The sequence below is a fragment of the Streptomyces sp. NPDC052721 genome (assembly GCF_040678315.1).
In the GTDB taxonomy this organism is placed as follows: domain Bacteria; phylum Actinomycetota; class Actinomycetes; order Streptomycetales; family Streptomycetaceae; genus Streptomyces.
Genome location: NZ_JBFATL010000017.1, coordinates 16,957 through 30,205 on the forward strand (window position 1 = coordinate 16,957; position 13,249 = coordinate 30,205).

General features: G+C 68.4%; 11 protein-coding genes and 2 pseudogenes. 9 read left to right on the forward strand and 4 right to left on the reverse strand.

Annotated elements, in window-relative coordinates; all coding sequences use genetic code 11:
* The first annotated feature begins 6 nt into the window (after positions 1 to 6).
* Positions 7 to 828 carry a helix-turn-helix transcriptional regulator gene (locus AB0L21_RS18120; RefSeq protein ID WP_365785023.1) on the forward strand — a complete coding sequence of 274 codons (822 nt, stop codon included), beginning with the start codon at positions 7 to 9 and terminating at the stop codon, positions 826 to 828.
* An 11-nt stretch (positions 829 to 839) separates the two neighbouring features.
* Positions 840 to 1,025, forward strand: a complete 186-nt coding sequence (locus AB0L21_RS18125) for a DUF397 domain-containing protein (protein WP_365785025.1) — start codon at positions 840 to 842, stop codon at positions 1,023 to 1,025.
* A gap of 893 nt (positions 1,026 to 1,918) precedes the next feature.
* Here AB0L21_RS18125 and AB0L21_RS18130 read toward each other — a convergent pair.
* Positions 1,919 to 3,130 (reverse strand): phospholipase D-like domain-containing protein, encoded by a 1,212-nt coding sequence (locus AB0L21_RS18130; RefSeq protein ID WP_365785027.1) that lies wholly within the window; start codon positions 3,128 to 3,130, stop codon positions 1,919 to 1,921.
* Between the two features lie 275 nt (positions 3,131 to 3,405).
* Between AB0L21_RS18130 and AB0L21_RS18135 the strand changes: the two genes are divergently transcribed.
* The 5 genes and pseudogenes from AB0L21_RS18135 to AB0L21_RS18155 all read left to right on the forward strand — a co-directional run.
* Entirely contained in the window at positions 3,406 to 4,722 is a 1,317-nt protein-coding gene (locus tag AB0L21_RS18135; RefSeq protein ID WP_365785029.1) for a sugar ABC transporter substrate-binding protein, read from the forward strand.
* A 5-nt stretch (positions 4,723 to 4,727) separates the two neighbouring features.
* Positions 4,728 to 5,714, forward strand: a complete 987-nt coding sequence (locus AB0L21_RS18140; protein ID WP_365785153.1) for a sugar ABC transporter permease — start codon at positions 4,728 to 4,730, stop codon at positions 5,712 to 5,714.
* A gap of 31 nt (positions 5,715 to 5,745) precedes the next feature.
* Complete coding sequence (locus tag AB0L21_RS18145) at positions 5,746 to 6,585, forward strand: carbohydrate ABC transporter permease (RefSeq protein ID WP_365704303.1); 840 nt, start codon at positions 5,746 to 5,748, stop codon at positions 6,583 to 6,585.
* Positions 6,586 to 6,614: 29 nt separating this feature from the next.
* Positions 6,615 to 7,979: a GH1 family beta-glucosidase gene (locus tag AB0L21_RS18150; RefSeq protein WP_365704305.1), complete on the forward strand. Its 1,365-nt coding sequence runs from the start codon at positions 6,615 to 6,617 to the stop codon at positions 7,977 to 7,979.
* 67 nt (positions 7,980 to 8,046) lie between these two features.
* A pseudogene (locus tag AB0L21_RS18155) lies at positions 8,047 to 8,264 on the forward strand (glycoside hydrolase family 16); the annotation flags it as partial.
* 125 nt (positions 8,265 to 8,389) lie between these two features.
* On the opposite strand, the gene AB0L21_RS18160 reads toward AB0L21_RS18155, so the two are convergent.
* From AB0L21_RS18160 to AB0L21_RS18170, 3 genes are all read right to left on the reverse strand, one after another.
* On the reverse strand, positions 8,390 to 9,994 hold the full coding sequence (locus tag AB0L21_RS18160; protein WP_365785031.1) for a serine/threonine-protein kinase: 1,605 nt from the start codon (positions 9,992 to 9,994) through the stop codon (positions 8,390 to 8,392).
* A gap of 120 nt (positions 9,995 to 10,114) precedes the next feature.
* Positions 10,115 to 10,567, reverse strand: a complete 453-nt coding sequence (locus AB0L21_RS18165) for an ATP-binding protein (protein ID WP_365785033.1) — start codon at positions 10,565 to 10,567, stop codon at positions 10,115 to 10,117.
* A gap of 272 nt (positions 10,568 to 10,839) precedes the next feature.
* Positions 10,840 to 11,919, reverse strand: coding sequence for a hypothetical protein (locus tag AB0L21_RS18170; protein ID WP_365785035.1), 1,080 nt, complete (start codon positions 11,917 to 11,919; stop codon positions 10,840 to 10,842).
* 201 nt (positions 11,920 to 12,120) lie between these two features.
* On the opposite strand from AB0L21_RS18170, the pseudogene AB0L21_RS18175 reads away from it, so the two are divergent.
* A pseudogene (locus AB0L21_RS18175) lies at positions 12,121 to 13,037 on the forward strand (helix-turn-helix transcriptional regulator).
* A complete protein-coding gene (locus AB0L21_RS18180) occupies positions 13,034 to 13,216 on the forward strand; it encodes a DUF397 domain-containing protein (RefSeq protein ID WP_365785037.1) in 183 nt (60 codons plus the stop codon). The pseudogene AB0L21_RS18175 and the gene AB0L21_RS18180 overlap by 4 nt, the downstream one beginning before the upstream one ends.
* Positions 13,217 to 13,249: the final 33 nt, after the last annotated feature.

Consider the following 13,249-nt stretch of genomic DNA (forward strand, 5'->3'; position numbering starts at 1 on the left):
GAGGCGTTGGGTGCCCGGCTTCGCGGGTTCCGCAAGGATGCGGGCTTCGCGAGCGGCCGGGCATTCGCGCTGGCCACAGGATGGCAGGAGTCCAAGGTCTCCCGGATCGAGAACGGGAAGCAGAAAGCGAGCGAGGACGACATCCGCGTCTGGTGCACGACGACCAACAGATCCGAGCAGATCGAAGACCTGATTGCCACGGTCCGGCACATTGACGAGCTGTGGCTTGAGTGGCGCCGGCAGTTGGCGACTGGGGCAGAGAAGAGACAGCAGGCCGCGATACCGGTCTACTCAAAAACTAAGGTATTTCGAATCTGGCATCCGACGCTCGTATGGGGGACGCTCCAGACCTCCGAGTACGCCGCAGAGACCTTCAAGCAGGTCGTCAACTATTACGAGATTCCCGACGACACCGAAGCCGCCACGGCCAAGCGGCTTGAACGTCAGCAGTACCTATACCGAGGCGATCGCATCTTTAACGTCCTGCTCGGCGAGCAGGCGCTTTACAGCAACTTTGGAGGAAAGGAGGTGATGAAGGGGCAACTCGACCGCTTGTTGTCGGTCATGGGGCTGGCCAGGCTGAGCCTGGGCATCGTCCCCAAGTCTGCACCCCTGCGTATCTGGCCTGGTAACTCATTCTCGATGTTCGATGACAAACTCGTCCTAGTTGAGACCTTCTCGGCGGAGTTGTCCGTCACACAGCCACGCGAAATCGAGCTGTACGCTAAAGCGTTCGCCCTGTTGAAACAGTCAGCGGTCTACGGAGCCGCTGTACGAGACCTCATTTTCGCTGCAATCCATCACTACGACAGGATGCCGACCGATTAGGAGGCGGGACCTTGGCCACGAACCCGAATTGGCGTACGAGTTCCTACACGAAATCCGATAGCTGCGTCGAAGTCGCAGACAACGACCCCTCTCGGGTCATGGTGCGAGACACGAAGCGTCGGGAAGTTGGTCACCTGAGTCTCAATCCGGCTTCCTGGAGGCGGTTCATCGAGGCTGCGAAGCAGGTCTCTCAGTAGCACTACATCATCACCTGTGGGATCCGGCTCCCGTGCAATGACCGTGGACGGCAGCGGTCCCGGCGTCCACTCCCCGCTTCCGCCGTCCTCACGGCTGGCATAGTGGCTGACCGCGCCGTCCGCGTCATGGCGCTCGCTCACGAAGGGTCGGTTGCCCTTGATAGTCCACGGCTCGATGAGTGCCGTGCCGACGCCCGGCCACGATAGTGCGAGGGTAGCGAATGCCCGTGCCTGCTCCAAGGTGCCGCCAACGAACTGGCCGCCCGGTGAGTCAAGAGCACCAACGTGGCTTCCCGGTACGGTCTGGAAGTGGATCGCGTAGTCATCAATCGTCTGTCCACTCATGGCGCAAGACTACGTGTGGGACCGGCGCATGGCGGGGGCTTCCTGCTGCTCAGACCGTCACGCCCCACGATGTGGTGTAGGGGTGCGGGGCGAGTGTTTTCCAACCCCGAGTATCGGCGCACCCCATGGCATCGCGACGCGCAGAGCACCGACCCCCACGCCCCTTCCTTGAACTGCACTGGGGTGGGGTGCACGTAGTTGTCGAGCGAGTGTCGTACCAACTGCTAGCCGTGATCAGTAGCGCAGTCAGCGCACTTGGCGGAGCCATCTGGTGTGGCGGGCGATAACAGCCAGGCACGGTCACCCGCGAGTTCACGAACCCTCACCAGCTACACCACTCGACGGGACACCACCCTCAGACCCGCAGGTCAGCGAACTAAGCGGCTGGTGCCCGAGTGGAGAGTTCAAGTCCCCCCTCGGACACTCCCTGTAACAATGCGGAAGCGAGGGCCTAGACCTGACGGTCGCGGTCCTCGCTTTTGTCGTACCCGGCGCCGGTGTCCGGCACGCCGGCCGGACCCCGGCGCGGGCCGGCCGGCGGGACGGGTTCAGCTCCCGGCGCAGTAGGTCATCAGCGTGTCGTGGTTGGCCTTGAACTGGTCGTAGATCGCTGAGTTGTCGATCTTCAGCAGCGTCTCGTCGTTGGCCCGCAGCGCTGAGTAGGTGTAGTTGTGGCTTCCGGTCCACACCAGCTTGCGGTTGGCGACCCCGTCGTACGTTCCCTGGATCAGCAGGTACTTGGAGTGCACCCCGATCTTGTAGGTGCCGTCGGGGCTGTTCTCGTAGCACTCCACCCGCTTGGTCAGCTTGCCGTAGAGGGTGTCCGTCACGGCCTGGCTCATGGAACCCGGTGCGCCGTCGGCGGCGAGGTAGACCGAGCACCCCGAGTTCACCAGGCTGACCAGCTTCTGGGCGACCTCGTCACGGCTGAAGAGGTTCATGCCCACGCGGATCTGGGTGCCTCCGGAGCAGCTGACGTTGTCCAGGATCAGCTTGACGGTGTCGGTGCTCGCGTCGTTGCTCCACGACGTGCCGGACGCCTCGTGACGGGGGAAGAAGTACGCCTTGTACGGGCCGGTGGTGCTGGTGGGGGTCTTGTAGTAGTTGTCGGAGCCCGACGAGGAGGAGCCGTAGGACAGCAGGTCCGAGAAGTACGACTGGTAGATGCCGTACAGGCCCGAATCCGGGATCGTCACAGCGTTGTTGAAGTAGGTGGTGCGCTGTGAGGTGGTCATGTTGTGCGAGGTCTGCACCACCACGTTGCTCGCGCCGCCCACGTTGGAGAACAGCCAGAACTTGTTGTGGTTGATCGCCGGATCGCCGGAGGTGAGCTCCCGGTCCCCGATGCAGCCGCGCGCGCTGGGGCAGGCCATCACCCACGACGACTGGGTGCGGTCGATGCCCAGGCCGTCTTTCAGGGTGTTGTACTGGCCCCCGCTCATGGTGGTGGTGGTGTCGTCCACGATGATGCGGACCTTGACGCCTCGCGCCTTCGCGTTGACCAGCGCCTGGGCGGCCGTGCCGTCGGTGAACGTGTAGGCCGCGGCCGTGATCGACTCCCCGGCGGGGGTGGCGTTGATCAGGCTGACGATGTAGTCGCGGATCCGGTTCTGGTCGGCGGTGGTGCCTGACGGGTCGTTGAAGACGGCCGAGGTGGTGACCGTGACGGCGGCGTGGGCCGGGCTGGAGAGGAGCAGGACGGTCGCGGGGAGCAGGACGGCCGCCAGGACCGCCCTCCACATCTTCGTCAGTCGACGCACAACGATCCCTTCGCGTGACGGGCCGGGACTGAGCGTATGTCAGGAGCCTGCGACAGGTTGCCCGTTCACTCCTGTCCATGGCAACAGTCCGCACGTGAACTCCGCCCTGCGCGTGTACCGCGCGCCCGGTGCGTCCGCCGTGGTGAAGGGCTGCGCGCGCCCCCTTCCGCGCGACCCGGTTGTTCTGTCGAATCCCTTGACGATCGCCCCTCCGGCGGATTAACTCACGTCCTAAATTAAGCCATGAGTGCAATCCCTGAAGGGACCCGGGAGCCATGCGCAGCATCCGAGCCGCGGCCGTAGGCGCCGTCACCTTGTCTCTCGCCCTTGCGGCCACGGCCTGCGGAGGCGGATCGTCCACCAACGGCGGGTCGAACGACTCGCCCAAGACGCTGACGTACTGGGCCTCCAACCAGGGCGCCAGTGTCGCCGTGGACAAGCAGGTTCTCCAGCCCGAACTCGACAAGTTCGAGAAGCAGACCGGGATCAAGGTGAAGCTGGAGGTCGTGCCCTGGTCGGATCTGCTCAACCGGATCCTGACCGCGACCACCTCCGGCCAGGGCCCGGACGTGCTGAACATCGGCAACACCTGGAGCGCCTCGCTGCAGGCGACCGGCGGGCTGCTGTCGTGGGACGAGAAGAACTTCGCCAAGATAGGCGGCAAGGAGCGGTTCTCCGACACCGCGCTCGGCTCGACCGGCGCCCAGGGCAAGGACCCGTCCGCCGTGCCCCTGTACTCGATGGCGTACGCCCTCTACTACAACAAGAAGATCTTCGCCGACGCCGGGATCAGCAAGCCCCCGGCCACCTGGGACGAGCTGATCGCCGACGGCAAGAAGATCAAGGCCAAGGGCAAGTCCGTGCTCGGTGCCGAGGGTGCGAACCTGTCGGAGAACATCCACCACGTCTTCGTCTTCGCCAAGCAGCACGGCGCCGACTTCTTCACCGCCGACGGCAAGCCCGACTTCACCAACCCCAAGGTCGTCGATGCGGTGAAGAGCTACGTCGACCTGATGGCCAAGGACAAGGTCATCCCGGCCGGCGACGCCGAGTACGCGCAGAACCAGTCCGTCAGCGACTTCGCCAAGGGCAAGCAGGCGATGCTGCTGTGGCAGTCCGCCGCCTCCAACCTCAAGTCCCAGGGCATGAGCGAGGACGCCTACGGCGTCGCCCCGGTACCGGTGATCTCCGGGACGCCCGGCGCCGGCACCCAGGTCAACTCGGCGGTCATGGGCATCAACATCGCCGTCTTCAAGAACACGCACAACCTCGACGGCGCCACGAAGTTCGTGAAGTTCATGACCTCCGACGCCGAGCAGAAGATCCTCAACACGGCCTACAGCTCCATCCCGCCGGTCAAGGCCGCCCAGGGCGACGCGGCGTTCAACGCGCCGGACACCGCGGTGCTGAAGGACACCCTCGCCAAGAGCGCCGCCGCGCTGCCGCAGGTGCCGTCCGAGTCGCAGTTCGAGACGGCGGTCGGTACGGCCGTGAAGGAGCTGTTCGCCGACGCCGCCGCCGGACGCGCCATTACCACCGACTCGGTCAAGGCGAAGCTGGAGAAGGCCCAGCAGCAGATGCCGGCGGCGTGACCACGATGACGACCACCGCACTGAAGGAACCGGTGCGCGACACGTCCCCCGGTGCGGCGCGCGAACCCCGCCGCCGCACCGGGCGGATCAGACGCGTCTCCCTGCCGTACCTGCTCCTCCTGCCCGCCCTGCTCCTCGAACTCCTCGTCCACCTCGTGCCGATGGCGATCGGCATCGTGATGAGCTTCAAGCAGCTCACCCAGTTCTACATCCGCGACTGGGGCACCGCCCCCTGGAACGGCTTCGACAACTACAAGGTGTCGGTGGACTTCGACGCCCCCGTCGGCAAGGCGCTGCTCCAGTCCTTCGGCATCACCGTCGGCTTCACCCTGCTGTCGGTCGGCCTGTGCTGGCTGATCGGCACGGCCGCCGCCGTCTACATGCAGGACACCTTCCGGGGGCGCGGCCTGCTGCGCGCCCTGTTCCTGGTGCCGTACGCGCTGCCCGTCTACGCGGCCGTCATCACCTGGGTGTTCATGTTCCAGCACGACAACGGCCTGGTGAACCACGTGCTGCACGACCAGCTGCACCTCACCGACAAGCCGTCCTTCTGGCTCATCGGCGACAACAGCTTCTACGCCCTGCTCACCGTGTCCGTGTGGAAGGGCTGGCCGTTCGCCTTCCTCATCGTGACGGCCGGACTGCAGAACATCCCCCGGGAGCTGTACGAGGCCGCCGCGCTGGACGGCGCCGGGATGTGGCAGCAGATCCGCCGCATCACCCTGCCGTCGCTGCGCCCGGTCAACCAGGTGCTGATCCTGGTGCTGTTCCTGTGGACGTTCAACGACTTCAACACGCCGTACGTGCTGTTCGGCAAGGCCGCTCCCGAGGCCGCCGACCTCATCTCGGTGCACATCTACCAGTCCTCCTTCGTCGCCTGGAACTTCGGCACCGGCTCGGCCATGTCCGTCCTGCTGCTGCTGTTCCTGCTCGTCGTGACGGGCGGGTACCTGCTGCTGACCTCGCGTGGACGGAGGGCCTCCGATGCGTGATCCGTCGCTCACAGCGCCCCACAACTCGCCCATGGCACCGGCGCGTTCGTTCCTGTGGTCGCGCCGGGTGTTCCTCACCCTGCTCGCCGGGTTCGTGCTGATCCCGGTGTACGTGATGATCTCCAGCTCGCTGAAGCCGCTCGCCGACGTCACCGGAAAATTCCGCTGGCTGCCCAGCGAGCTGACCATCCGGCCGTACATCGACATCTGGTCGACCGTGCCGCTCGCGAAGTACTTCATGAACTCGCTGATCGTGGCGGGCGCGGCGACCGTCTGCTCGGTGGTCATCGCCGTGTTCGCGGCCTACGCCGTCAGCCGCTACGACTTCCGCGGCAAGCGCGTCTTCACGGTCACCGTGCTGTCCACGCAGATGCTCCCGGGCATCCTCTTCCTGCTCCCGCTCTTCCTGATCTACGTCAACATCGGCAACGCCACCGGCATCGCCCTGTTCGGCTCCCGCGGCGGGCTGATCCTGACGTACCTCACCTTCTCGCTGCCGTTCTCCATCTGGATGCTGATCGGCTACTTCGACTCGGTGCCGCGCGACCTGGACGAGGCGGCGCTCGTGGACGGCTGCGGCCCGCTCGGCGCGCTGTTCCGGGTCGTCGTACCGGCCGCGATCCCCGGCATCGTCGCGGTGGCCGTCTACGCCTTCATGACCGCCTGGGGAGAGGTGCTCTTCGCCTCGGTCATGACCAACGACACCACCCGCACCCTCGCCGTCGGCCTCCAGGGCTACTCCACCCTCTACGACGTCTACTGGAACCAGATCATGGCCGCCTCGCTGGTCGTCAGCGTGCCCGTGGTGGCCGGCTTCCTGCTGTTGCAGCGCTATCTCGTCGCGGGTCTGACGGCGGGCGCCGTCAAGTGACCCACACCCCTGATCCCGAAGGGACTTCCGTGTCCGAACCCATCGACCTCGCCGCCCTCCCGCACGACTTTCTGTGGGGCACGGCCACAGCGGCGTACCAGATCGAAGGGGCCGTCACCGAGGACGGCCGTTCGCCCTCGATCTGGGACACCTTCTCCCACACCCCGGGGAAGACCGCGAACGGTGACAACGGCGACGTCGCCTGCGACCACTACCACCGCTGGCGCGAGGACATCGGCCTGATGCGGCAACTCGGTGTCAACGCCTACCGGTTGTCCGTGGCCTGGCCGCGGGTGGTTCCCGGTGGCACCGGCCCGGTGAACCCCAAGGGACTCGCCTTCTACGACGAGCTGGTGGACGCGCTGCTGGAGGCGGGCATCACCCCGTCCGTCACGCTCTACCACTGGGACCTGCCGCAGGCGCTCCAGGACCGTGGCGGCTGGCCGGAGCGGGACACCGCCCTCGCCTTCGCCGAGTACGCGTCCGTCGTCGCCGAACGCCTCGGCGACCGGGTCACGCTCTGGGCCACCCTCAACGAGCCGTCCTGCTCGGCCTGGATCGGCCATCTCGAAGGTACGATGGCGCCCGGCTGGACCGACCTCACCGCCGCCGTCCGCGCCTCCTGCCACCTGCTCCTCGGCCACGGCCTCGCCACCCAGGCGATCCGCGCCGCCGCCCCCGGCGCGCAGGTCGGCATCGTCAACAACCTCTCCACCGTGCACCCGGTCACCGACCGCCCCGAGGACCTGGCGGCGGCCCGCCGCCACGACGGCCACGTCAACCGCTGGTGGCTCGACCCGGTGCACGGCCGCGGCTTCCCCGCCGACATGGTGGAGACCTACGGCGTCGAACTCCCGGTGGACGACGCCGACCTGGCCACCATCGCCGCCCCGCTCGACTGGCTCGGCCTGAACTACTACTTCCCGGCGTACGTCGCCGACGACCCCGAGGGGCCCGCGCCGTACGCCCGATCCGTCCGCCGCGAAGGCGTCCCGCGCACCGGCATGGACTGGGAGATCGACGCGTCCGGCATCGAGACACTGCTGCTGAGGCTCACCGAGGAGTACGGCGCCCGGAAGATCTACGTCACCGAGAACGGCTCCGCCTTCCCGGACGTGGTCCGCCCCGACGGCAGCGTCGACGACCCCGAGCGCCAGGACTACCTGGAGCGCCACCTCGCCGCCTGCGCCTCCGCCGCCCGCAAGGGCGCCCCGCTGGCCGGCTACTTCGCCTGGTCGCTGCTGGACAACTTCGAGTGGGCGTACGGCTACGACAAGCGGTTCGGCCTGGTCCACGTCGACTACCGCACCCAGGTCCGCACGATCAAGGGCAGCGGCCGCCGGTACGCGGACATCGTCCGCGTCCACCGCGGCCAGACGCGCCGGGCCGCCTGAGCCCCGGCCCGGACGGCCGGTGGACACGACTGGGGAGTTCGTGTCCACCGGCCTGCCCCGCACACCCACCTACGGCACGGTCGGCGTCCGGATGAAACGGCCCGTCGGCCACGGTTCTGGCCGGCACTCCGGCTGCTCGGCAGCAACGTGGTCGCCCCGTCCGCCTCCCGGCGGGCCTCCGGGGAGACCGACAGCAGGGAGAACATCGGCTACCCCGACTGGACCACCACGGCCCTGCACGGCTCCGGCTACTCGGCCGACGGCAACATCGGCGCCCGCCGGACAGCCCGCACGAACTGGCCTGGGGGCTGGAGCTTCGGGAGCTCGGCGAAGAAACCGATGTCGAAGGCGAGCTGGGGCATGGGAGGATCCTAAGTCCCCGGCGGGGCCGTACGCGGACGAAGGCCAGGTCAGGAAGGGATACCGGGCCCGTCGCCGTCGAGATCCAGGCGGATGACGGCCAGGGTCTCCGCCACTTCGGCGGTCAGTTCGTCGTCCGGGCCGAACACCAGGCACAGGTCCGCGTGCAGCGGGTCCAGGACGTCGAAGGCGTCCGCCGTCCGCCCCTGCGCGAGCAGCAGCATGCCGATGTCGCGGCGCAGTTCCACCGCGTTCTCGCTCACGTCGCCGTCAACGGCGCGGACGACGTCGAGGACGTCGTTCAGTCCGGCCAGTGCCTCGGTCACCTGTCCGAGTTCGCCGCGGCAGCGGGCCGCCTGGGCACGGCTGTTCAGCGCGTCCTCACTGCTCGCTCCGCTGACCCGCGCGAAGGCGTCGGCGAGCTGCTCGAACTCGGGCAGCGCGGCCCGGTGGTCACCCGCCAGCTGGCGGCTGACCGCCCGCCACGTGCGCAGCCGTAGCACCGCCTTGTTGTCGGAGCCGAGGGCGCGTGCGGCCGGCCCGATCAACTCGTCCACCACCTCGGCGGCCTGTGCGTACCGCTCCTCCTCCATCAGGGCGAGGTAATGCTCATGGACTTCGCGGATGTGCTCCCGCAGTGCCTCCCGCTCGGCCGCGGGTACGACCGGCGGCGCGTCGGGCGCGGCGGCGGCACCGGGCCGCACGCTCCCGGCGCCGGCGCGGGAACGGGGGGCGTAGGGGCGGCGGAAGATCCCGGTCGGGTCGGGCGCCCCGGCGGGCCCCGCCTCCTCGGGCGGCGACTCCTCTCCCGGCGCGGGCAGGAACGGCCGCAGCCGCTCGTACACCTCCTGCACGTCCGCCGGACGCGCCTCGGGCGCCTTGCGGAGCAGGTGCAGAACCAGCTCTTCCAGGGCCGCCGGTACGTCGGCCCGCAGCTGCCGCAGCGGCGTCGGGGCCGCGTTGATGTGCTGCGTCATCAGCTGCCACTCGCTGTCCCCGCCGAACAGCGGCCGGCCGCAGAGCAGTTCGTGCAGCACACAGCCCAGTGCGTACAGGTCGGTGCGCGGCGTGACCCGTCCGCCGCGCACCTGTTCCGGAGCCATGTACTGGTGCGTCCCGAGGGGGCTGCCCGTCGCGGTCAGTTTGGTGACGTCCGTCCGGAGCATGGCCGCGATACCGAAATCCAGCACCTTCACCGTGCCGTCTCGCGCGACGAGGACGTTGCCCGGCTTCAGATCGCGGTGCACCACGGGCACGTCGTGCGCGTACGACAGCACGGTCGCCACCTGCGCCGCCACGGCCACCGCCCAGCTGACGGGGAGCGGCCGGTCCGGGTGCACGTACGCGGTCAGCGGCACTCCGTCGACCAGTTCCATCACCAGGAACAGCTGCTCGTACGACTCGTCGAGGACCGCGTCGTACACCTGCGGCACACCGGGGTGCTGGATCCGCGCGGTGATCCGGGCCTCGCGCCGGAACCGCTTCTCGAACTCCTGCGCCGCGTGCGGCGACGTCACGGCCTGCGGGCGGATCAGCTTCACGGCGACCGGCCGGTCCAGGACTGCGTCGTAGCCGCGCCAGACGTCCCCCATGCCGCCGTGGCCGAACTGCTCCAGCAGCTCGTAGCGTCCCGCGATCCGTCCAGCGTCCGGCACCTGGTCCCCGCCCCGCCCCGTCGAGTGTCCGACGTCTTCCTCGCTCTTCGATGTGCTCGGCACTCAGTTTCGCGGGTGCGGGTTTCGCGCGTCCAGCCAGGTGGCGGGGTACCTGTGTGATCAGGTCAGGTGCGGCGCGGCCAGCTCGGCCCACACCGTCTTGCCGGGGCCGCCGTCGGCGCGGGGCGTCCAGCCCCATCGGTCGGCCAGGGCCTCGACGAGGAGGAGTCCGCGACCGCCGTCGCGCGGGTCGGCCTCCGGTGCGGGCGCGGGCAGGCGGGGGAGGCGTTCGCCGCGGGTGTCGGTGACCTCGATGCGTACGGTGCCGGTGGGCGGGGCGGTGGTGAGGCAGACGCGGAAGTCGCGGCCGGCCACGTGCCCGTGCCGGACGGCATTGGCGCACAGCTCAGCCGTGACGAGGGTAAGGGTGTCATGCGCGTCGCTGCCGTACGGGATGCCCCAGGCGTCGAGCCGGGTTCCGCACAGCCGCCGGGCCAGGCGGGCGCCGCGCGGGGTGGAACTGAAGCGCATCGTGAACCGGTGCACCGTGAGGGGTGGTTGTGCTGCGGTCATGCACTCACCGTGGCGTCCTGTGGCCTGGCGTGACCAGTGGTGACGCGCTGACGCTGGTGCTTCGTACCGGGCTTGAGCGGGTGCTGTACGTGGCGGTACGTCGTGGTTCGTGGGGGAGAGGTGGGTGGCAGGACAGTCACTGACAGCGGCGCGGAGGTCGACCAGTCCACGACCGCGGTTCCCGGTCGACATGACCGAGGAAACGTACGGCGTCGACCTCCCTGGCTGACAGACGGCCCCCCGCGGCGGTGCTCGCCGGGGGGACAGGCCGGTCAACGGGTCAGGACAAGTACGAGCAAGACGAGGGCGACGCACGCCGCCACGGCCAGAAAGGCCTTCCTCCGTCCCTCGTCCGACACCCGTCTCCGGACGGCGAGCCGTCCGTCGGTGCTTCGGAAGATGTAGAACGCCAGGTTGTCGGAGCCGGGCGGCGTCGCCTTGACGACCGTCAGCCGCTTGATCACGACTTCGCGCTCCTTCTCTCCCTCCAGCGAGCGCAGGTGCGGTTCGAGGGCCGAGCGATGGCTGGGGGAGAGGTCGTCGGGAAGCGGATCGCCGGTGCCGAGCCGGTCCGTCCGCCAGTCGCCCGCGCCCAGTTCCGATGCCACCTGCCGGGGCCGTGGGACGGGGGGCGGCACCTTCTCGGTCTGTGAGGTCCACTTGATCCGTCCCGCCGTCCATGACGTGAGGTTCCCGTGCCCGTGACAGGCGGTGCACTCGACGGTGCCCGCTCCCTTGCACGGTACGCACGGGATGCGCCCAGTCGCGTCGCACTCAGCGCATCTGACCTTCCCCCAGCCCCGGCACCCAGGGCACGCGCTGTCGGGTGTCTGGCAGGCCTCGCACTTCACCCGCTCGTCGGGCCGGCCGGCCCGGCCCTGCTTGGGCGGCCGGGGCGGGGTGCTGGGCAGGCCGCCGTGCTTGAGGCTCTGCGTGCACGTGGTGACGCCCTGGCACACGGTGCATACTCGGGCCGGCTCGCACGGGCGGTACTTCATGCCGTTGCAGTCGGCACACCGCCGTCGGCCGCTGCCGCAGTCACAGGACCTGAGATGCACCGTGCCGCGTTTGACCAGGTCGAGCGGCTGGTCGACGGGCTGCTCGTGCGGGCCCAGCTTGTAATCGCGCAACACGTCGTAGACCGATCTCCCCGAGAGGTCGACGGTGCCGGGCCGGTGCAGTGTCTCCTCGGTGCGGCGCTCCACACGCCGGGTGACCTTGCCTTCGAGCAGGTGCAGGCGGGTGAGGTCGAAATCCGCGGCAGACGGACCGGGACGCCTGCTTTGGCCGCGTGCCAGGAACCTGTCGAGTGCCGCACGCACTTCGTCGTCGGACGGATCGCCGGCTGCCACCGAGAAACTCACTCCCCCCAAGCCACGCCTCTCCCGCCCGAGACAGGGGCCGGACCGAAGCCGAGCGACACCAGTGTGAGGGGGACAGTGCCCGCCGCAAAAGGGCGCGTAGCGGAGAGGCCATGACGCCGCCCGTCCGCGCAGCGCGCGGAGCACCCCCCCAAGTCGTGTCCGGGGCGCGACGTGACCTGTGGTGATGCTATGGCGTTGATCCTTCGGGGGCGGGCTCGACCCCTGTGTCCGGCTGGCGAAGTGCGGCAAGAGGTGGGCGTGGTGGTGACCGTGAGGGATGTGGAAGCGGGGCAGCGGCCGGAGGACGAGCCGGGGACGGGTGTCGTGACCGCGTTCGGCCGGCAGTTGAAGCTGCTGAGGGTGCGGGCGGGCCTGGAACGGGCCGAGTTCGGCAAGCGGGTCGGGTACTCGGCGGACACGGTGGCCTCCATCGAGCAGGGCAGGCGCATCCCGCAGGCACGGTTCATCGAGAAGGCGGATGAGGTGCTGGGAGCGGGTGGGGTGCTGACGGCCTTGAAGGAGGAGGTGGGGAGGGCTCAGTATCCGGCGTTCTTCCGGGACGCGGCACGACTGGAGGCGGACGCGCACGAGCTTTTCCTGTACGCGGTGCAGGGGTGCCGGGGCTTCTCCAGACCGAGGAGTACACCCGAGCTCTGCTTGCCATGCGGCGCCCGCTGCTGGACGAGGACACCATTGAGCAGCGCGTGGCGGCACGACTGGCACGCCAAGAGATCTTCAACCGCTGGCCGGCGCCGCTCGTGAGCTTCGCCATCGAGGAAGCGGTGCTCCGCAAGCCGTTCGGCGGTAAGCCGGTCCTTCGCGGGGTGCTCGAGAACATCCTGTTGATCGGGCACAAGCGCAACGTCGAGATCCAGGTGGTGCTGAACGACAGTGAGGACAACGCCGGGGTGGACGGGCCCTTCACGTTGATCACACCGAGGAAGGGCGACCAGATCGTGTACCTGGAAGTGCAGGGGCGCAGCATCCTGGTGACCGACCGGGACGAGGTACGGTCTGTCTCAGCACGCTATGGAATCATCCGCAGCCAGGCTCTCACTCCGCGAGAGTCCGTGGGATTCGTAGAGAAGGTGCTGGGAGAGCTATGAACAACGGCGAGTCGTGGCGCAAGAGCAGCTACAGCGGTGCGGAGGGTGGCGAGTGCATCGAGATCGCCGAGGCAGACGGAGCCGTGTGGGTCCGTGACTCCAAGCGTCCCGCAGAGGCCAAGCTGTCCTTCGGGAGCGAAGCGTGGGACGGCTTCATACGGATGGCCGCCCAGGGATGAACCGGCGGGGTCCGGTACGTGCATCGCACCGGA

What these genes read in the sequence shown, in the direction of transcription:
- AB0L21_RS18135 (WP_365785029.1), top strand. Translation starts at nt 3,406, where the DNA reads ATGCGCAGCATCCGAGCCGCGGCCGTAGGCGCCGTCACCTTGTCTCTC.
- AB0L21_RS18140 (WP_365785153.1), top strand. Translation starts at nt 4,728, where the DNA reads ATGACGACCACCGCACTGAAGGAACCGGTGCGCGACACGTCCCCCGGT.
- AB0L21_RS18145 (WP_365704303.1), top strand. Translation starts at nt 5,746, where the DNA reads ATGGCACCGGCGCGTTCGTTCCTGTGGTCGCGCCGGGTGTTCCTCACC.
- AB0L21_RS18165 (WP_365785033.1), bottom strand. Translation starts at nt 10,567, where the DNA reads ATGACCGCAGCACAACCACCCCTCACGGTGCACCGGTTCACGATGCGC.
- AB0L21_RS18180 (WP_365785037.1), top strand. Translation starts at nt 13,034, where the DNA reads ATGAACAACGGCGAGTCGTGGCGCAAGAGCAGCTACAGCGGTGCGGAG.